24 protein-coding genes are annotated in these 25,005 nt (G+C 62.1%); 20 read left to right on the top strand and 4 right to left on the bottom strand.

Annotated elements, in window-relative coordinates:
• Positions 1–81 precede the first annotated feature (81 nt).
• Entirely contained in the window at positions 82–2,154 is a 2,073-nt protein-coding gene (locus DFO50_RS14265; RefSeq protein ID WP_112692766.1) for an acyltransferase family protein, read from the bottom strand.
• Between the two features lie 140 nt (positions 2,155–2,294).
• Here DFO50_RS14265 and DFO50_RS14260 point away from each other — a divergent pair, with 140 nt between their 5' ends.
• The 9 genes from DFO50_RS14260 (at position 2,295) to DFO50_RS14225 (ending at position 12,612) form a co-directional block, all read left to right on the top strand.
• On the top strand, positions 2,295–3,785 hold the full coding sequence (locus DFO50_RS14260) for an MBOAT family protein (protein WP_112692765.1): 1,491 nt from the start codon (positions 2,295–2,297) through the stop codon (positions 3,783–3,785).
• The gene (locus tag DFO50_RS14255) at positions 3,737–4,795 is read left to right on the top strand and encodes a hypothetical protein (RefSeq protein ID WP_146745108.1); all 1,059 of its coding nucleotides are present in this window, start codon (positions 3,737–3,739) and stop codon (positions 4,793–4,795) included. The genes DFO50_RS14260 and DFO50_RS14255 overlap by 49 nt, the downstream gene beginning before the upstream one ends.
• Before the next feature lie 191 nt (positions 4,796–4,986).
• Positions 4,987–6,309, top strand: coding sequence for a DUF4214 domain-containing protein (locus tag DFO50_RS14250; protein WP_146745107.1), 1,323 nt, complete (start codon positions 4,987–4,989; stop codon positions 6,307–6,309).
• A gap of 206 nt (positions 6,310–6,515) precedes the next feature.
• Positions 6,516–7,334, top strand: coding sequence for a Crp/Fnr family transcriptional regulator (locus tag DFO50_RS14245; RefSeq protein ID WP_146745106.1), 819 nt, complete (start codon positions 6,516–6,518; stop codon positions 7,332–7,334).
• Between the two features lie 141 nt (positions 7,335–7,475).
• A complete protein-coding gene (locus DFO50_RS14240) occupies positions 7,476–9,200 on the top strand; it encodes a type I secretion system permease/ATPase (protein ID WP_276324990.1) in 1,725 nt (574 codons plus the stop codon).
• Between the two features lie 11 nt (positions 9,201–9,211).
• The gene (locus DFO50_RS14235; RefSeq protein ID WP_199489838.1) at positions 9,212–10,576 is read left to right on the top strand and encodes an HlyD family type I secretion periplasmic adaptor subunit; all 1,365 of its coding nucleotides are present in this window, start codon (positions 9,212–9,214) and stop codon (positions 10,574–10,576) included.
• Between the two features lie 2 nt (positions 10,577–10,578).
• Positions 10,579–11,916, top strand: coding sequence for a TolC family outer membrane protein (locus tag DFO50_RS14230; protein ID WP_036385996.1), 1,338 nt, complete (start codon positions 10,579–10,581; stop codon positions 11,914–11,916).
• Positions 11,917–12,004: 88 nt separating this feature from the next.
• Positions 12,005–12,223, top strand: coding sequence for a hypothetical protein (locus tag DFO50_RS18950; protein ID WP_146745105.1), 219 nt, complete (start codon positions 12,005–12,007; stop codon positions 12,221–12,223).
• Between the two features lie 143 nt (positions 12,224–12,366).
• Positions 12,367–12,612 (top strand): hypothetical protein, encoded by a 246-nt coding sequence (locus tag DFO50_RS14225; RefSeq protein ID WP_107889134.1) that lies wholly within the window; start codon positions 12,367–12,369, stop codon positions 12,610–12,612.
• 3 nt (positions 12,613–12,615) lie between these two features.
• Here the strand turns inward: DFO50_RS14225 and DFO50_RS14220 are convergent, their stop codons facing one another.
• Entirely contained in the window at positions 12,616–12,939 is a 324-nt protein-coding gene (locus DFO50_RS14220; protein ID WP_028499278.1) for a hypothetical protein, read from the bottom strand.
• A 132-nt stretch (positions 12,940–13,071) separates the two neighbouring features.
• Between DFO50_RS14220 and DFO50_RS14215 the strand changes: the two genes are divergently transcribed.
• From DFO50_RS14215 to DFO50_RS14165, 11 genes are all read left to right on the top strand, one after another.
• Positions 13,072–14,214: a glycosyltransferase family 4 protein gene (locus tag DFO50_RS14215; RefSeq protein ID WP_304598480.1), complete on the top strand. Its 1,143-nt coding sequence runs from the start codon at positions 13,072–13,074 to the stop codon at positions 14,212–14,214.
• Positions 14,215–14,345: 131 nt separating this feature from the next.
• Positions 14,346–14,882, top strand: a complete 537-nt coding sequence (locus DFO50_RS14210; protein ID WP_028499280.1) for an iron transporter — start codon at positions 14,346–14,348, stop codon at positions 14,880–14,882.
• Positions 14,883–14,968: 86 nt separating this feature from the next.
• Positions 14,969–15,289: a cupredoxin domain-containing protein gene (locus tag DFO50_RS14205; RefSeq protein WP_028499281.1), complete on the top strand. Its 321-nt coding sequence runs from the start codon at positions 14,969–14,971 to the stop codon at positions 15,287–15,289.
• A gap of 7 nt (positions 15,290–15,296) precedes the next feature.
• A complete protein-coding gene (locus DFO50_RS14200; RefSeq protein WP_028499282.1) occupies positions 15,297–16,124 on the top strand; it encodes an FTR1 family protein in 828 nt (275 codons plus the stop codon).
• Complete coding sequence (locus DFO50_RS14195) at positions 16,121–17,482, top strand: 4Fe-4S binding protein (RefSeq protein ID WP_028499283.1); 1,362 nt, start codon at positions 16,121–16,123, stop codon at positions 17,480–17,482. Before DFO50_RS14200 ends, DFO50_RS14195 begins: the two co-directional genes overlap by 4 nt.
• A gap of 179 nt (positions 17,483–17,661) precedes the next feature.
• Entirely contained in the window at positions 17,662–18,438 is a 777-nt protein-coding gene (locus DFO50_RS14190) for a ferredoxin--NADP reductase (RefSeq protein WP_028499284.1), read from the top strand.
• 171 nt (positions 18,439–18,609) lie between these two features.
• Positions 18,610–19,677, top strand: a complete 1,068-nt coding sequence (gene rfbB, locus DFO50_RS14185; RefSeq protein WP_112692762.1) for a dTDP-glucose 4,6-dehydratase — start codon at positions 18,610–18,612, stop codon at positions 19,675–19,677.
• A complete protein-coding gene (rfbD, locus tag DFO50_RS14180; RefSeq protein ID WP_107889136.1) occupies positions 19,674–20,564 on the top strand; it encodes a dTDP-4-dehydrorhamnose reductase in 891 nt (296 codons plus the stop codon). Before rfbB ends, rfbD begins: the two co-directional genes overlap by 4 nt.
• A 15-nt stretch (positions 20,565–20,579) precedes the next feature.
• Positions 20,580–21,461: a glucose-1-phosphate thymidylyltransferase RfbA gene (gene rfbA, locus DFO50_RS14175; RefSeq protein ID WP_107889138.1), complete on the top strand. Its 882-nt coding sequence runs from the start codon at positions 20,580–20,582 to the stop codon at positions 21,459–21,461.
• Positions 21,462–21,998, top strand: coding sequence for a dTDP-4-dehydrorhamnose 3,5-epimerase (gene rfbC, locus DFO50_RS14170; RefSeq protein WP_107889140.1), 537 nt, complete (start codon positions 21,462–21,464; stop codon positions 21,996–21,998).
• Between the two features lie 171 nt (positions 21,999–22,169).
• A complete protein-coding gene (locus DFO50_RS14165) occupies positions 22,170–22,532 on the top strand; it encodes an acid-shock protein (RefSeq protein WP_107889142.1) in 363 nt (120 codons plus the stop codon).
• A 282-nt stretch (positions 22,533–22,814) separates the two neighbouring features.
• Here the strand turns inward: DFO50_RS14165 and DFO50_RS14160 are convergent, their stop codons facing one another.
• On the bottom strand, positions 22,815–24,119 hold the full coding sequence (locus tag DFO50_RS14160; protein WP_112692761.1) for an ATP-binding protein: 1,305 nt from the start codon (positions 24,117–24,119) through the stop codon (positions 22,815–22,817).
• Positions 24,116–24,826 (bottom strand): response regulator, encoded by a 711-nt coding sequence (locus tag DFO50_RS14155; RefSeq protein ID WP_028499290.1) that lies wholly within the window; start codon positions 24,824–24,826, stop codon positions 24,116–24,118. Before DFO50_RS14155 ends, DFO50_RS14160 begins: the two co-directional genes overlap by 4 nt.
• Positions 24,827–25,005: the final 179 nt, after the last annotated feature.

The following is a 25,005-nucleotide window of genomic DNA, read 5'->3' as shown; positions in this document are numbered from 1 at the left end:
GGTCGGCCCATGCTGACGGCCGCTCTGGCCGGAGCCGGGACGGGTACATTGGCACCGTACGTGCGGCACCACGCCCGGTCATTACTGGACAGCCGGACCGTTGAGCCGGGTCAGAAACTGCCGGAACGACGGCTGCAGCAGGCGGTTGCCGTAGCCGCTCAAATGGTCGCCGTCAAAGTACAGCGAACGGTCGCCGTGAAACGGGCTGCAGCTTGTTCCCGGGCACAGTAGCGGGAATGGATCCCAGATGACGATACGTGGGTTGCCCAGACTCAGACCGACCTGTGTGTCGAGAACCGGCTGCCGCAACTGCTGGAGCCAGGTCTTGTCTTTCCGGTCGCTGTAGGCGCAGGCCGGATTGCCGCGATTGAACCAGTCCGCGCAGCGGAATGGCGGGATGTCATAGACAGGTTTGGGGGCCTCGAACATCAGCCAGGCACCTTGCCTGGCCAGCGGCGCCAGTGTCGTCTGCGCCAGTTCGCCGGCGCTCCGGCGGCCGCTGACCGCCTGTTTGCCAAACATCTCGTTCCAGGATTTCTCCGGGCCGAAATGTGCGAACTGATCGGCCAGGCGCGGCAGGCGCAGGGAGGGCATGAACAGGACATCGTCTGCCCGGATCCGGGCCTGAACATCATTGAGCGAGGCAGTACTGAATTTCAGGCAGCGCGCATCCTCGCGCCAGGGTTGAAAGCTGAGGAATGGGCAGCCACCGTTGTTGTACAGATAGACCTCGCTGCCGGTCTCGAGCACCGTCTGCTTCAGCAGCGGGACATAGGCCATTGCGTGGGAGTCGCCGATGACGAACAGGCGGCGGATGTCGTGGTGCTCGCCGCAGCCTGAGCGAGAATACACGAACAGCGTGCTGCCCTGGACGTCCTCGGCCCGGGTGTCGACCTGACACCCGGGATGGTTGAGGCTGGTGTCCTGGCCGACCGGATACCAGTCCGCAGCATGGTGCGATACCTGGCTCAGCGATAGCCTGGGTTGTGCATCAGTCATGCGCTGGTAGCCCAGCCAGCCCGCGCCGACTGCGGCCAGCCCGAGTGTGACGACGGCCACATGCGGAAGGCGCTGGAACAGGCCGGTGCGGCGTACCGGCGTTTCCACGAAGCGCCACGACAGCGTGCTGATGGCGAAGGTCGACGCGACCGCAATGGTCTGGGTCAGTGGTGTTCCCAGTCCGCAGGTCCAGCGGAACAGCACGAAAACCGGCCAGTGCCACAGATAGAGTGAGTACGAGATCCGGCCGACAAAGACCATTGGTCGGCAGGTCAGTAGCCGGAGCACTGGATGGACGGCCATGCGGCCCTGCCCGAACCAGAGCATGCCGAGCAGGCCAAGCACCGGCAGCAGTGCTCCAGGAAACGGAAATCGGGTCGGATCGGATGTGATCAGGCCAGTTGCGATCAAACCTGCGGACAGCCACAGCCCGGTTGACGAGGCTGTAGTGGGCGGGCGCAGCGCATTGCCGAAGACCGGGGCGCGCAGCGCCATGACCTGATACAGCATCACGCCTGCGGCCAGTTCCCAGAACCGGCTGCTCACCATGTAAAACGCCATGGCACTGTTGCTGCTGGCCAGGAGGCGCGCATGGACAAGGGAGGCAACCAGTCCCGCTGCGAACAGCAGCAGCGAGACCGGGTGATACTTTCTGAATGCGGCCCAGGCGAAGAACAGGAACGGGAACAGGATATAGAACTGTTCCTCGACCGCCAGTGACCAGGTATGGGTATAGGGATTGAACTCGACTCTGGGCGAGAAGTAGTCGTTGTTGGTGTCGACAAGGATGAAGTTGCTGAGCCCGAACAGAGCGAACCGACCGGTCTTTTCGTTGGTATCGCTGAGCCATGCCTGGGGAATGAACAGTGTGGATGCCAGCTGGGTCAGCAACAGGCAAACCAGCAGCGCGGGCAGGATGCGTTTCATGCGCCGAGCGTAGAAAGTGATCACGAAGTCGGAGAAGTGTCGCCAGTGAAAACGGGCATGCGACAGAGAGACAACAAAGCCGGAAATGACGAAGAACAGGTCTACGCCGGAGAAGCCGCCCGGCAGCCAGCTGGCGTGCAGATGATAGATGATGACAGCCAGCACTGCGATGGCGCGCAATCCATCTATATATGGGTAATAGGCGGAAGGAAGCGTGTGATTCTGCATGAAAAATCCAGAAAGGCACGGCGTGTTGCGTGCAAGCGTTTAAGTAGGCACTGGGTTTTAAAGAAATCACCTAATGCACTAGAGCATGCGGCGGCAAGACTCGGTAGAATCCCGTTTTCCTGTTGACGCCACCTTTTCGCATGCTGTTCAGTTCGTTCACGTTCATCTTCGGTTTTTTGCCGTTGACCTGGCTGGCCTGGCGCTGGCTGGCTGGACGAAATCTGACATGGGCACTTGGCTGGCTGGTGCTGGCTTCCCTGGTTTTTTACAGCTGGTGGGATCCGCGTTACCTGCCGCTACTGCTGGGCTCGGTGGCCATCAATTTCCTGCTCGGGGGCCGGATTCTGTCCGTGCGGCGAATGGGGCGGGATGCCGCAGCTGCACGCTGGATGGCGGTCGGGATCACCTTCAATCTGCTTGCGCTCGGCTATTTCAAATACGCGCACTTCCTGAGCATTACACTATCCGGTGTAATCGGGCAAAACTGGACGCTGCCCGCCCACGTGTTGCCGCTGGCAATTTCTTTCGTCACCTTTCAGAAGATCGCCTATCTCGTCGATTGCAGGCGCGGACTCGTCCATCAGCACCGGCTGCGCGATTACCTGTTTTTTGTGACCTTTTTCCCTCAGTTGATCGCGGGACCTATCGTTCATCATCAGCCGTTGATCGCGCAGCTCTCACCGGGCAATCCGCTGTTGCATGATCATCGGATCTGGCAATCGGGGCTGGGCCTGTTTGCCATCGGGCTGTTCAAAAAGGTCGTGCTGGCTGACAGCCTTGGCCACTATGCCGGCCCGGTCTTTGCCGCAGCGGCAGCGGGTCCCGTGTCCGGGGAGGCAGCATGGAGCGGGATGCTTGCCTACACACTGCAACTGTATTTCGATTTTTCCGGCTACTCCGACATGGCCATCGGGTTGGGGCTGCTGTTCGGCTTTCGTCTGCCGCTCAATTTTCAGTCGCCGTATCGCGCCGACTCAATTATTGAATTCTGGCGTAGATGGCATATGACTTTGTCATCTTTTCTTCGTGATTACGTGTATATCCCGCTGGGCGGCGGAAGGGCAGGGTCTGCAAGGCGCTATCGCAATTTGTTGTTGACCATGCTGCTCGGCGGAGTCTGGCACGGAGCTGGCTGGACCTTTGTGCTGTGGGGGGTGATGCATGGCGTGCTGCTGTTGCTCAACCATGCATGGCGCGCAGTGAGCGTCCACCTGCCGCGTCCTGCCTCTCCCAGGGGGGGCACGGCAGCCCGGATGCTGGGGGTCGGCATGACATTCTTGCTGGTGGCGCTGGCCTGGGTGTTGTTCCGGGCGCCGGATCTGGCGACCGCATGGCATTTATACCTGTCCCTGCTGCAAACCTGGCTTCCCGTTTTCCCTGAGGGTGATGTGGTTGAGGCCATGCTCGCGTTGTCGCCTTCCGCTGTCTGGCTGTGGCTGCTGGCCGGGCTGCTCGTTGTCTGGGGGCTGCCGAATGCTGCCCGCTTCATGCGCTACGACCCCGTACCGAATGCGTCTGTAACGCACATGCCGGGCCTGGCGGTGGGGCTTGTCTGCGGTGTGTTGCTGTGGTGTGCGCTGAAATGGCTGCTGACGGCGCCAACGGGCGATTTCCTGTATTTCAATTTCTGACGGGCGGAGAAAAAGTGCGCTTCTGGGCCGGGTTGGCGATGGCGATGGCAGGGCTTTCGCTTGGGTGGTATGTGCTGTTTGCCGGTCAACTGGGCCGGCAGACACCGTCATCCCGCTGGGTGGCCGAGGTGCGGGCGATCAAGCTGGCCCGTGCCGAGTCATTAGCTGGTCAACGCAAACTGGTGCTGGTATCGGGCTCGAATGCGCTGTTCGGGCTGGATTCGGGCCGGCTCGAGCGTGCCTGGGGGCTGCCTGTCGTCAATGGTGCGGTTAATGCCGGCCTGCTGTTGCCTTACGTGCTTGAGTCATCCAAGGCACTGATCGGCCCCGGGGATGTGGTGTTGATGCCTCTGGAGTATCCGATGTTTGGCAATGCGGAAGCGTTGAACAGTATCGTTATCGATTATGTGCTGGCTCGTGATCCCGCTTACTGGTCGGGACTGCCGTGGCGGGAGCGCCTGCGCTTTCTGGCTGACGTGGAGCCGCTGCGCCTCTGGAAGGGCTGGCGCAATCCGCCCGACCGTTCTGTCGGGCAAGGAGTGTATGGCGGCCACCATGTAGACGTGCGCGGTGATCAGACTCATTCAGCGGCGGCCGACCGGACGGATCAGGAGCGGGCAGAACTGGCTGCCACGCGTCCATGGCGATACGGGCGCGACAACCCGCCTGACCCCACGGCCTGGCGCCGCCTGGTGGCTTATCGGAACTGGCTGCAGCAGCGGGGCGCCTGCCTGATCCTGTTGCCGCCGACATTGCTGTTCGATGTTTCCTACCGGACCGATCCTGTCGAGCACCGGTTCTACGCATCTCTGCCGGTGCAGGCGAGGGCGCAGGGCCTGGTTTACGTCGGCAATCCGTATGACTTCATGTACCCACGCGACTGGTATTTCAATACGGATTACCACCTGACAGCGGAAGGGCGGGCCCGTCATACCGGGCGCGTCATTTCGCTGCTGGGGCCGGACCTGGGCCGCTGGTGCGGTTGGCAGGGGACCACTGCACGGCCTTGAGGCGGAGTGCTGTCCGAACAATTGACGTCGGTATTTTTCTGTCTCAATTAATATTCATTAGTTGGATATAATTTGCAGCGTCTTGGGGGTGTCCATATCGCCCTGCCGTGGCAGGCAGGCAGGGCTGCGGTGCGCCGCGTAATGCGTTTTCCCGAATTGGGTGGCCCCGCAATCTCCTGGAGAAGTGTGTTGTGACCGATATACCCCAGCTTTCCCCCAGCTCTCCGCTCAACATGATCTGCCTGGTGCGGTCGCGTTATGCTGATGGTTCGACCTACTTCGGCACGGGGGTATTCGTCGGTCCCAATGATGTGCTGACCGCATCGCACATGGTGTACGCGCCCGAACTCGGCGCTGCTGTCGAGGTGACGGCTTATGCCGGATATGGCTACTCCGATGAAGGCACGCCGTACAAGGTCAGTAACTTCAACTATTACCGGGTCGGAGAGGGCGACGGCATGATCGCTTACTCCGATGTGCACAGCGATGTGGCCTTGCTGACGACTTCCGGCAAGACCGGATCGTGGTTCGGCATGTCCAATCAGTACGACAGCTACAGCTCCGCGTTGTCGGTGAAACAGTCCGGTTACGACAGCGTACTGGCCAGCATGTACTGGGACCACTATGTCCAGGGGTTGAGTTCCGGCTGGGTGACCAGGCTGTCCGACAGCGTGTGGGATACCAGCCTGCTGAGCATCCATTCCGGCGACAGTGGCTCGCCGGTCTGGATCGACTCTGCCAGTGGTCCCCTGGTGATCGGTGTGGTGTCGACGCAGGACTGGGCTGCCGCGCTGGATACTGCCATGCTCAACACGCTGCGGGGCTGGATTGCAGCCAATGACACGGGGGGCGCCTCGGGAAGCTATGCCGGCACAGCGGCAGCGGACTTCATTTTCGAAGCTGCGCTGCCCGTCGTGACGAGCTCCGGGGAGAAGCCCGGCTGGCTGTATTGCGCAGTGGATGGCGGTGGCGGCATCGATTCCCTGATAGCCGACGGCGCCAGTAATGGTTACTCCCTGTCCCGTGTGGCACCAGATGGCGCGACCTTGTACAACAACGGAGAGCAGATATTTTATTCGCTGGCGTCGGTGGAGCGGGTCAGCTTTACGGATTCACGTGCCCTGGCGCTGGACGATACGGCAACGGATCTGTTTCGGCTGTATCAGGCTGCATTTGATCGTGGACCGGACGAAGCCGGGGTGGGCTACTGGTTGCAGCAGCGGGACCATGGCCTGAGTGCCGGTGATGTGGCGAACAGCTTCGTGGCAAGTGGTGAGTTCCAGACCATGTACGGGGCAGCGGCTGATAATGCCACATTCCTGAACCTGGTTTATGCGCATGTTCTGGGCCGTGCACCGGACCAGGCGGGTATGGACTGGTGGATTAACGAGATGAGCAGTCATCCACTGACGCAGCCACAGGTCTTGCTGAGTTTTGCCGATAGCGCGGAGAATATTTCCCTGACCGCCTCGCAGACTGCAGGCGGGGTCTGGTATGTGCCGTTTTCTGCCTGATTGCTGACGCGCGCGAAAAGCTGCCAATCTCTTCCCCTCGTGAATGCCCCCCCGGATGCCACCCGGCATCGGGGGGGCTTTGTCTGTGCCGATCCGGCTGTTGCCGCAATGTGCATATGCGTGTGGTGACAAAAGCATAATCAGGAATATGGGATTCCCGAACAACGCATAATTTAAGTGTGCAGGGGGGCAATCTCCGATAAAATGTGACGAATATCACATTTTCAGATTTGATGATCATCGAGAAAGGGTCGAAAACCCATGCTGTCAGCGGAGTGCACATGCCGGGAGGCGTGAGCAAGTGCGGAGATTTGCGCGCCGGCCCGTCCATGCTGCAACAGGTGCCGCTGTTTGCCGTGCTGTCGGACGTTGAGCTGGAGCGCCTGCTGAAGTGGGTGGCGATACGTGCCTTCTCCAAAGGCGAGGTCATTGTTGGCCAGGCCCCAGTCCGTGACGAGTTGTACTTTTTGCTGCACGGGCAGTTGCAGGTGCTTGGCCGGCTTGAGGACGGACGCGATTTCAGCCTCGGTACCGTGGTGCCCGGAGGCTTTTTTGGCGAGCTTGGCGTGATTGATGCACTGCCGCCATCCGTGGCGGTGGTGGCGCTGAAGCCATCGCGAGTTGGCGTGTTGCCGGGCGAGCAGGCGCGCGAGTTGTTCTGCCAGGTGCCGGCGGTGGCCGAGCTGATGCTCCGGCACCTGACCCGGATGCTGCGGCAGTCGAATGCGTTCCGCGTTTTGCTTGGCATGCCCAATGCCCCGCAGCGGGTTTACGGTTTTCTGTGCATGCTGCGCCAGCCACAGGCTGGCGGCGTTCAGGTTATCGAGACCATGCCGAGTCAGCAGGATGTCGCCAACATGATCAATACCAGCCGGGAATCGGTGTCGCGGACGCTCAGTGACCTGCTCCGGCGCGGCGTGCTGGAGAAGGGGGGCGGCAAGTACATTGTGCGTCAGCCTGATGTGCTTGAGGCACTGGCTCATGGCATGCCGGTGCGAGCGCTTCGGGTGGAAATGGCAGCATGACCTGACCGCTCTCCGGACACCTTCATACCTTTCGTGCTTTTCCTTTTCGGCATGTGTTCCTGTCATGCAGTCCGGCTCCGACCTGTTGTCGGGTGACCGGATTTTCTGTCTAACCGAGTTCCAAACATGATGAAATCGTTGTTGTCAAAGCGCACTGAACTGGGTGCGGTGCTTTACGACTTTCGCCGGACTTTCTATGCGCTGGGCGCGTTCAGCTTCGTCATCAACCTGCTGATGCTGATGCCGTCGATCTACATGCTGCAGGTGTACGACCGGGTGCTGGCCAGCCAGAACGAAACCACGCTGCTGATGCTGACACTGATGACGCTGGGGTTGTTCGCGCTGATGGAGGCACTTGAATACACACGTTCAGCGGTGCTGATCCGCGTTGGCAATCAGTTGGATATGCGGCTCAATAACCGGGTATTCACTGCTGCATTCGAGAAGAACCTGCGCCGCGCCGGCGGCAACCCTGGGCAGACTATCCATGACCTGACCAGCGTGCGCCAGTTCCTGACCGGCAATGGCCTGTTCGCCTTCTTCGATGCGCCGTGGACACCGATTTATCTGGCTGTGTGCTTCATGTTCCACCCGATGCTGGGCCTGATCGTGCTGTTTGGCGCCGTGGTGCTGTTTTGCCTCGCCTGGGTGACCGAGGTCGCCACGCGCAAGCCGCTGGCCGAGGCCAATCAGGCATCGATTGCCTCTGGTGCTTTCGCCAACAACAATCTGCGCAATGCCGAGGTGATCGAAGCGATGGGCATGCTGCCTGCAATCCGAGGCAAATGGTTCGTTCATCACAGCCGCATCCTCGCGATGCAGACGCTGGCTTCGGACCGGGCGGCCAAGATCAACACCATCACCAAATTCATCCGTATTTCGCTGCAATCACTGATCCTGGGCGCCGGTGCACTGCTGGTGATCGAAGGCAAGCTGACCCCGGGGATGATGATTGCCTGCTCGATCCTGATGGGGCGCGCGCTGCAGCCGGTCGAACTGGCCATTGGTACCTGGAAGCAACTGATCGGTGCCCGTGCCGCCTATGCGCGGCTGGACGAGCTGTTGACCGAGCACCCGCCACGCGGCAGCTCGATGAGCCTGCCGGTGCCGCAAGGGCAGGTGGTGGTGGAAAATGTGATTGCCGCGCCTCCGGGCGCCCAGGCTCCGGTTCTGCGCGGGTTGGGTTTTGCGATGAATCCGGGAGACGTGGTCGGTATTGTCGGCCCGTCGGCTTCCGGCAAGTCGACGCTGGCCCGTCTGCTGGTGGGCGTCTGGCCGGCCCAGTCAGGCAAGGTCCGGCTCGACGGCGCCGACATTTTTCTGTGGAACAAGGACGAACTGGGGCCTCACATCGGCTACCTGCCGCAGGATATCGAACTGTTCGAGGGCACGATTGCCGAGAATATCGCGCGTTTTGGCGAAATCGACAGCGGTATGGTCATTGCTGCGGCACAACTGGCCGGTGTGCACGACATGATCCTGCGTTTTCCGCAGGGTTACGATACCCGGCTCGGTGCTGACGGCAGCCTGCTGTCAGGCGGGCAGAAGCAGCGTATCGGTCTGGCCCGCGCCCTGTATGGCGAGCCGGCCCTGATCGTGCTCGACGAACCGAACTCCAATCTTGACGACATGGGCGAGGCCGCGCTTGTTCGGGCCGTTCTAGGCATGAAGCAGCGCGGCAAGACCGTGGTGCTGATTACTCACCGCACCAGCATCATCAACGCTGTCGACAAGCTGATGGTACTGCGCGACGGCACGATGCAGATGTACGGGCCACGCGACCAGGTGCTGCAGGCTCTGATGCAGGCCCAGCAGCCGGCCGTGCCTGCTCCGCAGCAGGCCCCCGTTTCCACTGATGTCGCTTGAACGAAACGACCATGAAAAGTCTGAAGAAAAAATTTGAAATCATGGATGCCGAGGCGACCCGCCCGGCATCCGAGGGTGAAGCGTCGCCCGTGGATATCAACTCTCATCGTGCAGTGCGTTGGGGGCTGGGTGTGCTGATCCTGGGCTTTGGAGGCTTTATGTTATGGGCCATGCTGGCACCGCTCGATGCCGGGGTGACCTCACCGGGGTCGGTCAAGGTCGCCAGTAACCGCAAGACCATCCAGCATCTGACCGGTGGCACGGTGGATGCGATTCTGGTGCGCGAAGGCCAGGCGGTGAAAAAAAACCAGGTATTGGTCAAGCTGAACCCGACCCAGTCTGGCTCACAGCTGGGTATGGCCGAGGCGCAGTTCATTTCAGCCAAGGCGGTGGAAAGTCGTCTGGTGGCCGAGCGTGATGGCAAGACCAATCTGGAACCGATACCGGAGCTGAAAAGTTTTGGGGACGACCTGCGGGTGAAGGAAGCGATCGCGCTGCAGACCCGCCTGTTCACGACTCGACGTTCGTCGCTGGACAGCGAAATCCGCATTCTGGAAGAAAACCTGGCTGCTGCGCTTGAGCAACTGCATGGGCAGGAACAGGTCCGGCAGTCCCGCCAGCAGCAACTGGGTTTTCTGAACGAGGAACTGAAGGGCGTGCGCGAGATGGCCCGGGAAGGCTATGTGCCGCGCAACCGCATGCTGGGCCTGGAGCGCGATGCGCTGCAGATCAACGGCTCGCTGGCGGAGGATCTGGCCAATATCGGTCGCACCCATAACCAGATTGCTGAGCTCAAGCTCCGCATTCTCCAGCGCCGGCAGGAGTATCAAAAAGAAGTTCAGTCGTTGCTGACTGACGTGCAGAAGGATGCCAATGCCCAGGCTGATCGCCTGAGTGCACTGCGCTACGAATTCGAAAATACGCAGATCAAGTCGCCTATTGACGGCATCGTGGTCGGGCTGAATGTGCATACCGTTGGCGGGGTTATCCAGCCGGGCTTCCACATCATGGATGTGGTGCCGCGCAATGAGCCGATGGTGGTCGAGGCACAGGTGGCGCCGCAACTGATCGACAAGGTGCATCCGGGGCTGCCGGTCGAACTGTCGTTCCCGGCCTTCAGCCATGCCAAGACACCGAATGTTCCGGGTGTGGTCGACACGGTGTCCGCTGACCGCCTGGTCGATGAACGTACCAATATGCCGTATTACCTGGTGCAGGTAAAAGTGACCGACAAGGGACTGGTCATGCTTGGCCAGAACCAGATCCGTCCGGGGATGCCGGCGTCGGTGGTAGTCAAAACGGGCGAACGCACAATGCTCAACTACCTGATCAAACCTTTGCTGGATCGCGTCGATGGCGCGTTCAAGGAGCAATGACGGTGAAACGGACTTTCATTGCCACCTTTGTGGCGCTAGCCTGCGCCGCACCGGCCGTCCAGGCGATCGGCCTGTTTGACGCCTACCACGCTGCGCGCGAGAGCGATCCGACCTGGCGTGCTGCGTTGAAGGAAAACGAGGCTGGACAGGAAAACCGCAACCTCGGGCGCGCCGGCCTGCTGCCGCAGATCAGCGCCAGCGGCTACAAGTACAAGGTGACCGGGGATCGCAAGCAGCCCTACCTGGGCCGGACGTTCACCGAGGACCTTGACTATACGAGCAAGAGCGCCAGCGTGCAGCTTAGCCAGCCACTATTCAATATGCAGCGCCTGGCCGAGTACCGGCAGGGTAATGCGCGCGCTGAATACAGCGATGCGGTGCTGGACCAGAAACTGCAGGATCTGGCTGTGCGCCTGTCAGGCGCTTACATGGACGTCTTGCTGGCGCGCGACTCGATCGACCTGGCCGAGGCCAAGCTCAAGGCCATCAGCGAACAGCTGGCGGCGGCCAAGCGCATGTACGAACTCGGAGACGGAACGGTAACGGACGTGGACGAAGCGACTGCGCGGCGCGATATCGCCGACGCCCAGCGCATTGAGGCCGAGGACCGGCTGCAGGTCTCGCTGAAGACGCTGCAGGAACTGATTGGCGAAACGCCGCGCTCGCTGGCTGTACTCAGCGGCGATGCATTCGTGCTGCCGACGATGCAGGATTCGGCTGCCATGTGGACCGAACGCGCACTGGCCAACAACCCGGAAATCCGTGCCCAGCGCAAGGCGGTCGAAATATCTGACCGTGAAATTGATCGCAGCAAGGCCGGGCACTATCCGACTGTGGATCTGGTTGGTTCGTTCTCCAAGGCCGACAGTGATTCGGTGACGACGGTCAACCAGCGGACGACCAGCAGAAGCATCGGTGTACAGGTCAATATTCCACTGTTCTCTGGTGGCTATACATCGGCACTGACCCGCCAGGCGGCCGCCAATCGGGACAAGGCGAAAGAGGATCTGGAGGCGGCGATCAGCAAGATCCGCACCGAGGTGGTTCGCCAGTATACGGGCACTACCACTGGCGCCAGCAAGGTGCGGGCGCTGGATCTGGCGGTCAAGTCCAGTGAGCGCTCGCTGAAATCCACGCTGATGGGATTCAAGGCCGGTTTGCGCACCAATGCCGACATCCTCAATGCGCAGGAGCAACTTTATCAGTCGCGCCGCGACCTGGCCGAGGCCAAGTACATCTACCTGATCAGCCGCGTGCGTCTGAAAGCGGCAGCTGGCGAGCTCAGCGAGGCGGATATCATCGAGGTTGACCGCTATTTCAGTGCGGAAGCAGCGTTCTGAGGCAAGAGAAGGCATGCCCGCCATGGCGCGATCACGTGTTGTGGCGGGAGGCTGTGGTAATTGAGCGATTCACGCTCATGCGAATGGCGTGAGCTTGATGCTGTTCATGGTCTCCTTGCCTTTCGTGACAGTATTGCCCTTGAAGGTGACCGCAGCTGTGCGGCTGATCGTGCAGTGGGATGCAGGCATGGCTGGCTGTAGCGATGCCGTTGTCGCCGTTCACTGTCCCGTGGCCTGCGCTGCCATGCAGGACATCGATCGATATGTGCGTATTAAATATTGGCCGCGTGACAATTCATGCCATTAGGGTTTTCATGTGTGTGGCTGCTTGCTGAAGAGCGTGTTCTTCATGTCGGTATCGGGTGTGCACGTGGTGGATAGTTGCAACACGCTGGTGAGGCCGGCGTATGATAGCCTGTTACGCTGCCCCGACCTTTCAGAGACTCGCCCATGCCTTCGATTTCCACTGATGATGCCAGGGAGCTGACTGGGTCCTTCGACGCCCTGCCGGTATCGGCGCTGCCGTTGAGCCCCGCCCCCGAGCCGCTGGAACTGCTGTTCGGCGCGCCGGAGCCCACCACGCAGGCCGTTTCCGCTCCGCTGCCCACCTACAACAGCCTCGATGCCTCCGAAGCAGTAGTCCAGTTGATTGGCGGCGGAGATTTCTCCGACGTGCTCTGGCGCTGCCTGCTGTAACGGCTATACCAGAATCAGCGGCAGGGCGGCCATTATGCCGATGGCGTTGGCTGCCATGTCGTACCAGCAAAATCCGCTGCCATAACGCTCGTCCCAGATTTCCTTGACCAGACCAAGCAGGAACGTCGCAGGCAGGCCAATGGCCGGCGTGGCTACTGACGACAGCACCAATGCCAGTCCCATGCTACAGAAAAAGTGCTGCTGCTTGTCGGTTTCGCGGATGCGCGCACGCAGCTGCGCGCGCGGCAGAGCCCGCCACGCGGCCAGCGCTGGTTCGGGCAGGTGGTGCGCCAACCACTGGCGACATTGGGCGGTACTGCGGTTCATCGGTTTCCAGCATAGGGCCGGTTCCCCGGCGTAAGGCAAGTATATGGGGGCGTCCTCGTCATTTGCCAGCGCCGGTACTGGCGGTGGTGGATGGTATCGTGATGGCCGGTCCCGATCTTTCTGGCGGGGGCGATGTGCTTTTCCACCATTGCGAGACGCCATTTGAGAATTCTTCACTTCTTCAAAACCTATTACCCCGACAGTTTTGGCGGGGTCGAACAGGTCATCTATCAGCTTGCCGAAGGAGGGCGCGAATTCGGCCTTGACGCCGAGGTGCTGTCCCTGAGTCCGCGCGGCGCGGCGCGCGACGAGCGTGTGGCTGGGCATGTTGTGCATCGCGCGAGGCTCGATTGCTATGTTGCCTCGACCGGCTTCTCCGCCGCGGTGTTCGGCCGGTTTGCCGAACTCGCACGTCAGGCCGATGTCGTTCACTACCATTTCCCGTGGCCGTTCATGGACGTCGTTCACTTCGCCACGCGGATGAAGAAACCGAGCGTCGTCACCTACCACTCGGACATCGTCAAGCAGAAGACCTTGCTGCACCTGTATCGACCGTTGATGAACCGCTTCCTGTCCAGTGTGGACCGGATCGTTGCCACCTCGCCGAATTACCTGGTCACCAGCCCGGTGCTCCAGCGCTTTGCCGACCGGGTGACAGTGATTCCTCTCGGGGTCGACGAGGGTAGTCAGCCGGTGCCAGATCCGGCCCGGCTGGCCGGATGGCGACAACGGCTGGGCGAAAAGTTCTTCCTGTTCGTTGGTGCCATCCGTTACTACAAGGGTCTGCACATCCTGCTTGACGCGCTGGCAGGCTGCGATTATCCGGTTGCGATTGTCGGGGGCGGACCAATGGAGACCGAACTCCGCGCGCAGGCGCAGCGCCTGGGGCTGCACAACGTGCATTTCCTCGGACCGCTGCCGGATGAAGACAAGGCCGCGTTGCTGGTGCTCTGCCTCGGTGTGGTGTTCCCGTCACACCTGCGTTCCGAGGCGTTCGGCGTGACGCTGATCGAAGGCGCCATGCACGGCAAGCCTCTTGTGTCCTGTGAGATCGGTACCGGCACCAGCTATATCAATCTGGATGGGGAGACTGGCCTGGTAGTTCCACCAGGCAATGTACAAGCCCTGCGCCAGGCGCTGGACCGTCTGTGGCATGAACCGGCGCTGGCGGCCGCGATGGGCGCGCGCGCACGGCAACGCTATCTCGGGCATTTCACTGCGCGGCATATGGTCGAGCGGTACGCTGCGCTGTATCGCGATGTCTCAGGCAAATAATCCGCCTCAGCATTGTCTCTATTTGCGACTGTTTCTCATTCATTGAAATGCGGGTACAATCCTTTATCCGCGCATTTCGTTAACTTCCCGTTAATGATCCGCCCATTTCACCCCTCTGAGGAACACGTCACATGAAAGTGAAAGCGCTGCTGGGGCTCAGCCTCGTTGCCCTCGCACTGCAAGCCAGTGCTGCGGAATACCCGATCGGCAAGCCGACTATCAAGGGCGGCATGGAGATCGCCGCCGTTTACCTGCAACCGGTGAAGATGGACCCGGACGGCATGATGCTGGACGCCGCCAAGAGCGACATCCACCTCGAAGCCGACATCCACGCCGCCAAGGCCAACCCGACCGGTTTCGGCGAAGGCGAATGGATGCCGTACCTGGTGGTCAAGTACGAACTGCAGAAGGTCGGCAGCACCAAGGTGCAAAAGGGCGACCTGATGCCGATGGTTGCGTCGGACGGCCCGCACTACGGCGACAACATCAAGCTCGAAGGCGCTGGCAAGTACAAGCTCAAGTACACCATCCTGCCGCCGAGCGCGAACCAGCATGCTCACTTCGGTCGTCACGTCGACAAGGAAACCGGCGTGGGCCCGTGGTTCAAGCCGATCGAACTCAATTATGAATTCGCCTACGCCGGTACCGGCAAGAAGGGCGGCTACTAAGACGCGCGCGGCGGCCATTGGCCGTCGCTTGTCGCAGAAAAACGGCCTGGCGGCTTCGCCGGGCCGCAAGTGCTTGAGGATGGATCATGCGTTTACCTGCAGCCCTGTGCCTGCTCATGTTCGGCGGTCTGGCCTTCGCCGACGACATGCCGACTTTTCGCGTCGAGCTGAAGGACGGCACGCTGACGCCGACACGCATCGTCGCGCCGGCCAAGACCAAGTTCCGCATCGAAGTCATCAATACCGGCAAGACCCCGGCCGAATTCGAGAGCCTGCCGCTGCGCAAGGAAAAGGTGCTGGCACCCGGCGTCAAGTCGTCGGTGGTGGTGATGGGTGCCTCGCCGGGCGAATACCCGTTTTTTGACGATTTCCACCCGCAGGCGCGTGGCGTCATCGTGGTGAAGTGAGAGCAGGATGGAACAGGTCGCATTTATCGTCTGGCGTGAAAGCGTCGAAGCGCTGCTGGTGGTCGGCATTCTCTATGCATGGCTGAAGGCAAACTCGGATCTGGGGCGCGGCGGCATGCCGTTCCTGTGGGGCGGCGTGGCCGCCGGCCTGGCGCTGTCCGGCGCGCTGGCGCTGATGCTGCTCGGCGTGGCCGACTGGCTGGGCGACGAAGGGCAGGAATACTTCCAGGCCGGCATGGCGCTGGTCGCCGCGGCGCTGGTGGTGCAGATGGTGGTGTGGATGAAGCGCCATGGCCGGACGCTGAAGCGGGAACTGGAGCAGGGGCTGTCCGCCCAGGCGGCGCAGCGCAACTACTGGGGCATGCTGGTGCTGGTGATGATCGCCGTCGCGCGCGAAGGCAGCGAGACGGTGGTGTTCCTGTACGGCACCGTGGCCGGCAGCGACAACCATGCCAGCCTGCTGCTGGCGGGCATTGGCGGCTTTGTCGCCGCGCTGGCCACTTTCTACGTGCTGCAGCTTGGCGGTCGCTGGCTGTCGTGGCGGGTGTTCTTCCGCGTTACCGAAATCCTGTTGCTGCTGCTGGCGGGCGCGTTGCTGAATGCCGGCATCGACCGTCTGATCGGCATGGGCACCCTGCCGGCCGGTATCGACCAGCTGTGGGACAGCTCCGGTCTGCTCGATGAAAGCTATGGCCTCGGCAAGATCCTGGCCGACTTCGCCGGCTATCGTTCACATCCGGCACTGACGCTGCTGCTGGTCTGGCTCGGCTACTGGGTCGTGACCACGCTGCTGCTGAAGCGGGCGGGAAAGTCCGGGGTCGTGGCAAAAGCATGACTGTCGCTACCTATGCCGCGCAGGCAGGAGACTGGCTGCGCGGCCACGCACACTGGCTGCGGCGCCTGCAGTGGGGGATCGTGCTGGTGTACGCGACCCTGCTGGTCGTGCCGCCGTTCCTGCCGCTGCCGACCGAGACCGACCATGCGCTCAACAACCTGACGGTGTTGGCGCAATTTGCGTTCTGGGGCGTGTGGTGGCCGTTCGTGCTGGTGTCCATGCCGCTGTTCGGGCGCGCCTGGTGCGGCTGGCTGTGTCCTGAAGGCATGCTGTCGGAGTGGGCCAGCGAACGCGGCCTGCGCCGGCCGATTCCGCGCTGGATGCGCTGGGGCGGCTGGCCGTTTGTGGCGTTTGCGCTGACCACCATCTATGGGCAACTGGTCAGCGTATACCAGTATCCGCTGGCGGTGCTGCTGGTGCTGGGCGGGTCGACGGTGGCCGCCGTTGCCGTTGGCCTGCTGTATGGCAGCAGCAAGCGGGTCTGGTGTCGCTATCTGTGCCCGGTCAACGGCGTGTTCAACCTGCTGGCGCGGCTGGCGCCGTGGCATTTCAAGGTCGATCACGAGAAATTCCGCGAACCCGGACGCAAGGTCATTCCGATCAACTGTGCGCCACTGGTCGCCATCGGCCATATGCAGGGGGCCGGCGACTGTCACATGTGCGGGCGCTGCAGCGGGTATCGCGATGCGGTGACCCTGGCACCGCGCAGTCCGGAAGCGGAAATCGTCGAGGTAGCCGATTCCGGCCGCTGGCCGACGCTGCTGATCGTCTACGGCATGATGGGCATTGCGCTCGGCGCGTTTGCCTGGTCGTCCAGCCCGTGGCTGGTCGCGCTGAAGCAGGATATTGCTACCTGGCTGATCAACCGCGATATCTACTGGCCGCTGGATGACGGTGCGCCGTGGTGGTTGCTGACGCACTACCCGGAAGTCAACGACAGCTTCAGCTGGCTGGATGGTTCGCTGGTGCTGGGCTTTATCCTCGGTACGGCGGCGGTAGTCGGCAGCATGCTGCTGGCCGGCTTGTGGGCGGCCGATCGCGGATTGCCGGGACGCGCCCGACGCACGCTGGACCAACTGGCCCAGGGGCTGATTCCGCTGGCCGGGGTCGGTGTGTTCCTCGGCCTGTCGATGACCACCGTGACCTTGCTGAAACACGAGGGACTGAATATCCCGAACCTGCCGTGGTGGCGGGCGGCGTTGCTGTCGGCCGCCGCGCTGTGGAGCCTGCGCCTGCTGTGGCGTCTGGCACGCCGGCGTGGTGCGGGCAGGGGACGCAGCCTGCTGGCACTGTCCTGTATCCTGCCCGGTCTCGGGCTGTTTCTCGGGATGTGGGTCTTGTTGTTCTACATCTGGTAGCCCCGGATGATGAATGACATGGGCCGGCCCTTATCCCATGTGGATGGGTCGGCAACCCCATAATTTCCTTTTGTTTTAATGGGCACGCCTGATATTGCTTATCGGTATTTTGTGTAGGCGGCGCTTTACGCTGCCAGTACAATGCGTGCATTCTCAGACACTCACCGTATCCAGTTGCCATGTCGAACATGACCGCCGAACGTGTCCTCTCAGTCCATCACTGGAACGACACCCTGTTCAGTTTCACCTGCACCCGTGACGAGGGACTGCGTTTCATCAACGGCCAGTTCGTGATGATCGGTCTCGAAGTCAACGGCAAGCCGCTGATGCGTGCCTACAGCATCGCCAGCTCGAATTATGACGAGCACCTCGAGTTCTACAGCATCAAGGTACAGGATGGCCCGCTGACGTCGAAGCTGCAGCACCTGCAGGTCGGCGACACCGTGCTGGTCAGCAAGAAACCGACCGGCACCCTGGTGCAGGACAACCTGCTGCCGGGCAAGAACCTCTATCTGCTGTCGACCGGGACCGGGCTCGCCCCGTTCATGTCCATCATCAAGGACCCGGAAGTCTACGAGCGTTACGAAAAAGTCATTCTGACCCACGGCGTGCGCTGGGTCAGCGAGCTCGGCTATCACGACTACATCACCAGAGAACTGCCGGAAAACGAGTACTTTGGCGATATCGTCCGCGAAAAGCTGATCTACTACCCGACCGTGACCCGCGAACCGTACCGCAATCAGGGCCGCCTGACCGACCTGCTGGCGTCCGGCAAGCTGTGCGCCGACATCGGCCTGCCGCAACTCGATCCGGCCAATGACCGGGCGCTGATCTGCGGGAGCCCGGCCATGCTGCACGACCTGACGGTGATGCTGACCGGCATGGGCTTCAAGGAATCGCCGCGCATGGGCGATCCGGCCGACTTCGCCATCGAGCGCGCCTTCGTCGAGAAATGATCTCCGGCGTTTGACGCCAGTCAGTCCAGAGCCGGCGCAAGCCGGCTTTGTCGTGCCCGGACGCCGGTAGCGATTGCGCTAGAATGTGGTTTTTGCGATTTTCATGGCCGGGCGGGTCAAGTTGTCGTCCCGGGTTCCGATCAAAGCGGCATCTCATTCAGGCAGAGCATCATGACCATTCTGGTTACGGGCGGTGCCGGATTCATCGGTGGCAATTTCGTGCTCGACTGGCTGGCGCAAAGCGAGGAGCCGGTGGTCAATCTCGACAAGCTTACTTATGCCGGCAACCTGGATACGCTGCGCAGCCTGCGGGACGATCCGCGGCACCGGTTCGTGCGCGGCGATATCGGCGACCGGACGCTGGTCAGCCAGTTGCTGGATACACATCGTCCACGGGCCGTGATCCATTTTGCCGCCGAAAGCCATGTCGATCGCTCGATCCATGGCCCGGCGGCCTTTGTCGACACCAATATTGTCGGCACCTTTTCCCTGCTGGAAGCGGCGCGTGCGCACTGGCAGACGCTGGGCGAGGGCGAACGGGCGGCGTTCCGCTTCCTGCATGTTTCCACCGATGAAGTCTTCGGCACGCTGTCGGCAGATGACGCTCCCTTCACCGAAGACGATGCCTGTGCGCCAAACAGCCCGTATTCAGCCAGCAAGGCTGCGTCCGACCATCTGGTTCGCGCCTGGTTCCATACCTATGGCCTGCCGGTGCTGACCACCCATTGCAGCAACAATTACGGGCCGTACCATTTCCCGGAAAAGCTGATCCCGCTGGTGATCCTGAATGCGCTGGCCGGAAAACCGCTTCCCGTCTACGGTGATGGCCTGCAGGTGCGCGACTGGCTGTACGTGACCGACCACTGTGCCGCGATCCGCAGGGTGCTGGACGCCGGGCGACCCGGCGACACGTACAATATCGGTGGCTGGAACGAAAAGCCGAATATCGACGTGGTCCGCACCCTGTGCCGAATGCTCGACACATTGCGACCGCGTGCCGATGGCAGCAGCTACGCAAGCCAGATTCAGCATGTGACCGACCGGCCGGGCCACGATCGCCGCTATGCGATCGACGCGCGCAAGCTGGAGCGCGAACTGGGCTGGAAACCGGCGGAAACGTTCGATACCGGCATCCGGAAAACGGTCGAGTGGTATCTGGCCAATCCGGACTGGGTAAACAATGTCACCAGTGGCGCCTACCGCGACTGGGTAGACCTGCACTATGGAAGCCAGGCATGACCCGCATATTGATTACTGGCGCCAACGGCCAGGTCGGATTTGAATCGCAACGCGCGCTGGCATTGCTGGGCGACATCGTCGCCTGTCATCGCGCGCAGATGGATCTGTCCGATCCGGCCTCCATCGAGGCGGCGCTCGATCGCTTCCGGCCCGGCATCATTGTCAATCCGGCTGCTTATACGGCGGTTGACCAGGCGGAAACCGAACCGGCCGCCGCGGCCGCCATCAATGCCGAGGCGCCGGCGCGGCTGGCCGCCTGGGCCGCGCGGCATGATGCGCTGCTGGTCCATTACTCGACTGACTATGTGTTCGATGGTCGCAAGGCGGGCGCCTACGTGGAAGACGATGCAGCGCAGCCGCAGTCGGTGTACGGACAGACCAAGTGGGACGGGGAGCAGGCGATCCGCCGCAGCGGTGCCCGGCATCTGATCCTGCGCACCAGCTGGGTGGTCAGCGCGCATGGCAACAACTTCCTCAAGACGGTGCTGGCGCTGGCGCAACAACGGCAAACACTGAGCATTGTCTCTGATCAGGTCGGGGCGCCAACCTCGGCGGCACTGGTGGCCGATGCGACCGCGCATCTGCTGGCCCGCTACCTGCAGTCGCCGCAGGCCTTCCCGTACGGCACTTACCACCTGACCGCACGTGGCGAGACCAGCTGGTACGACTACGCGCGGCATGTAGTGGGGCTTGCCGAACAGGCCGGGTTGCGGCTGGCGCTGACCACAGATGCCATTCAGCCGATCCCGAGCAGCGACTACCCGCTGCCGGCACCGCGTCCGGCCAATTCCAGGCTGGATTGCGAACGGCTGGAACGGACCTTCGGCCTGCTGATGCCGCACTGGCAGGCTGGTGTCGACCATGTGTTTTCGCAATTGAGCGATTGAGCGGGCACGGTTCCGATGGTACGCAAGGGCATCATCCTCGCCGGCGGCTCCGGTACCCGTCTGTATCCGGCGACACTGGCGGTCAGCAAGCAACTGCTGCCGATCTATGACAAGCCGATGATCTACTATCCGCTGGCCACGCTGATGCTGGCCGGGATTCGTGACATCCTGATCATCTCCACCCCGCAGGACACACCACGTTTTGCGCAGTTGCTGGGCGATGGTCAGGGCTGGGGACTCAACCTGCAATACGCGGTCCAGGCCAGCCCGGACGGGCTGGCGCAGGCCTTCCTGATTGGCGAGGACTTTCTGGCCGGGCAGCCGTCGGCCCTGGTGCTTGGCGACAATATTTTCTACGGTCATGATTTGAGCAAACAGCTCGTGGCAGCCGGCAGCAAAGCCGATGGCGCCAGTGTGTTTGCCTATCGGGTACAGCATCCGGAACGCTATGGCGTAGTCGAGTTCGACGAGGCGGGGCGGGTGCTTGGTCTGGAAGAAAAACCGGCGCAGCCAAAATCCCACTATGCGGTGACCGGGCTGTACTTCTACGACGAGCAGGTTGTGGAGATTGCCCGCTCCCTGCGGCCTTCGGCGCGCGGCGAGCTGGAGATTACCGACGTCAACAAGGCCTACCTGTCACGCGGCATGCTTGATGTGCAGACGCTGCGCCGTGGCTATGCATGGCTGGATACCGGCACTCACGAGTCGATGCTGGAAGCGAGCCAGTTCATTGCCACTATCGAAACCCGGCAGGGCCTGAAGGTGTCCTGCCCGGAAGAAATTGCCTACCGGCTGGGTTATATCGATGCGGCGCAACTGGAGCGGCTGGCCGCGCCATTGCTCAAGAATGCCTATGGTCAGTATCTGCTCAACCTGCTCCAGCACCCGGTATTCTGAATGCGCCTGATTGATACCCCCCTGCCGGGACTTGCTTTGCTGGAACCGACCGTGTTCCATGATGAACGTGGCAGCTTCTGCGAAAGTTACCAGCAGTCGACATTCGATGCGGTAATCGGTCGCACAGTGACCTTCGTCCAGGACAATCAGGTCAGCTCGGTTGAAGGCGTGCTGCGTGGCCTGCACGAGCAGCAGGCTCCGCGTGCACAGGGCAAGCTGGTACGTGCCGTGCAGGGCGAAGTGTTCGACGTCGCCGTCGATCTGCGCGAATCATCGCCGACCTTCCTGCAGTGGGCCGGCGTCACGCTGTCGGCGGCGAACCGGCGGCAGTTGTGGATTCCCGAAGGATTCGCCCACGGCTATCTGGTGCTGTCCGCCGGGGCCGAGGTGCTGTACAAGACCACGGACACCTGGTGCCCGGCGCTGGAGCGGACCATTGCCTGGAACGATCCGCGCATCGGCATCCGCTGGCCACTGGCTCGCGAGCCCATCCTGTCGGAAAAGGACCGGCTGGCGCTGCCCTTCGACCCGCGCTGACGGCAGCGCCTCGCGCGAGGAAATGTGACGGTATCTGACAGCAGCTGACAATACATACGCATACCAAGTGAAACGCTTGCCGCACTGACGCGGAAAGGGCTCGGGACGACACTACATCCATGGCGCAACACATTGAACAGCGCCTTGCCCCGACCGATTTGGAGAAGTGAAATGAACAAGCTGCTGACCACCCTCGTTGCTGCCCTGTTTGCAGGTTCCACCGCCATCGCCATGGCTGCTGCCCCGGCCGAACCGGCTGCTGATGCCGCTGCCGCTCCGGCCGCCAAGACCACGCAAACGACCCAGACGCACAAGAAGGCTGCACACAAGAAAGTGGCTGCCAAGAAGACCCCGGCCAAAAAGGCTGCGGTGAAGAAGGCTCCGGCCAAGGCTGAACAGGAAGCCCAGGCTGACACCACCACCAAGCATGCTGCCAAGCACAAGAAGGCCGCTGCTCATCACAACAAGAAGAGCAGCCACAAGAAGGCCGCCGCCAAGCCGGCTGCTGCACCGGCCGCGACTCCGGCGCAGTAATCAAGCAGGCCTACGGGAAGTAGCCTGGACAATAAAGGGACCGAAAGGTCCCTTTTCTTGTGTCGGTCCCTGCCACGAAGAACGGACGAGCGAAGCGAGGTTTCCCCGCGGCGGCGGGGACGGAAGAGGCAGGATTCAATCAGGCAGACTGCCGTGCTCACGGCAGACTCTGTCAGTCGGGCGTGTACCGACGCCACCGCGACCGTCGGTGCCCAACTTCATGAGCAGTCCGGGGACCGAAAGGTCCCTTTTCTTGCGTCTGTCGAACCCGTTCCGGGCCGGTCATGGCGCCGGGCGCAGGCCGCTCATGCAGAAACGGGCACCGCCAAGCGGCGACTCAAGGGCGGACAGCTTGCCGTGATGCAGTTCGACCGCAGCACGTGCCAGTGCCAGCCCGAGGCCGGTGCCGCCGCTTTCACGGTTGCGTGCCGCGTCCAGGCGGACAAACGGCTCGAAGATCCGCTCGCGCGCGTCTTCCGGAATGCCGGGCCCGTCGTCATCGACGGTCAGTGTCAGACTGTCGTCTTCCTCGATCCGGGCTGCGATGTCGATGCGGGACCGGGCATGGCGAGCGGCATTGCCCAGCAGATTGCGGATGGCCAGCCCGAACTGGACCGGGTCTAGGGTGGCGGTCAGGGCCGTGTCGACCTGACAGTGGATCTCCAGCGCCGGGTAGGCGCGGGCAACCGGCGTGATCTGCTCGGCCAGCCAGTGGGCCAGCGATAGCGGCTGGCTGCGCAGTTCAACCTGGCCACCGGCCATCCGTACCCAGCCGAGGCTGTCGCTGATCAGGCGATCCAGCTCTTCCAGATCGGCATCGATGCCGGCGCTGCGCTGCGCGCGTGCCTGCGGGTCCGGTGCCGTGTCGTGCAGGGCCAGGCCGAAACGCAGCCTGGCCAGCGGGGTCTTCAATTCGTGGGCCAGCGCATGGGCCATGACCTGGCGGCTGGCCAGCAGCGCATCGAGCCGGCTCGCCATGCTGTTCAGCGTGGTGACCATCGGCTGGAACAGCCGTGACTCGGCCGGTGGCGCGCGGGTGGCCAACTGGCCTTCGCCGAGACGCTCGGCGGTATCGAGCAGCATGATCAGGTCGCGCCACTGCGGCTTGAGCCACGCATACAGGCCGATGCCGAAGCCCAGTGCGACCAGCAGCGTCACCACCAGCTCCAGCTGATGCTGGGTATTGAGCAGCAGATCGCGGCTTTTGGTTGCCAGCGCGTCGATCGGGCCGATGACCAGGGTATGGGTCGGTCCGAGCCGGGCGTAGACCAGATCGCCATTCGACGACAGCCACATGTCGGCATGGGCGGGCGCGTCGAGCAGAGCAACCGAGTACGGGCCGGTCGCATTGAAATAGCGGGTCAGCGAGCTCCATTCATCGGCCCGGGTACGGGCGTAGTCGGAGCGCATCAGCTGGATCACGTCGGCGGTACGCCCCAGCGCGTCTTCGCGGACATCCTCGTCAAGCTGGGTGTCGAGCAGCCAGCCGGCCAGGGTCACCAGCAGCGCCAGCGTGCAGGCCAGAATGATGTAGTAGCGGAAGAACAGCCAGAACAGTCCGCGTTTCTGCAGGCCGCGCCGGTTCAAGCGCTGTCTCCGGGCCGGAACAGATAGCCCTGGCTGCGGACCGTCTTGATGCGGTCGAGGTCGCCGCGTTCATCGAGTTTCTTGCGCAGGCGGGACACGCGCGCATCCAGCGAGCGGTCTTCGCCGTCGAAGCCGAGATCGCGCAGCGACTCGAGCAGCGATTCGCGCCCGATGACTTCGCCGGCCCGGCTGGCCAGCAGCCACAGCAGATCGAACTCGGCCGTGCTGAGCGGCAGCGGCGCGCCTGCCAGCAGCACCTGGCGACTGCGACGGTTGCATTCCAGTTCGCCGAAACGCAGCACATCACAGCCGGCGGGGGCGGGGTCCGCCGCCACCGCCGGGGGGGAAACCCGGCGCAGCAGCATGCGGACGCGGGCCAGCAGCAGCCGTGGATCGACCGGCTTGGTCAGGTAGTCGTCGGCACCGAGTTCGAGACCAAGGATCTGGTCGATGGGATCGTCGCGCGCGGTCAGCATCAGGATGGCGCCGGTATAGCGTTCGCGAACCGAGCGACAGACGGCAAAACCGTCCATGCCCGGCAACATCAGATCGAGGATGACCAGATCCGGCGGCGTGGCATGAATGGTGGCGGCCGCGAGGTCGCCACGGGGTTCGATATCGACGAGAAAGCCGTTCTGGCGCAGATAGTCGGCAATCAGGCCGGCCAGCGCCGCATCGTCTTCCACCAGCAACAGTTTTGTGGGCATGGTCGGGGGCAGGAAAATGCGTCAGCGCACACCTTACTCCAAGCGGCGTGTCTGCCAAGAGGGGGAAGGGGCATTTGCTGCCGTTTGCGGGCTGATCGGACAATTTTATTGACGAAAATGCGACAGACGGTCGTGTTCATTTTCGCACTGATCCCGCCATTGCCGGCATCGTTTCCCGT

Origin of the sequence: Microvirgula sp. AG722, from assembly GCF_003269145.1 — a bacterium.
In the GTDB taxonomy this organism is placed as follows: Bacteria; Pseudomonadota; Gammaproteobacteria; order Burkholderiales; family Aquaspirillaceae; genus Microvirgula; species Microvirgula aerodenitrificans.
The sequence above is the reverse complement of the archived record's forward strand: the minus strand, read 5'-3'. Positions and strand labels throughout refer to the sequence as shown.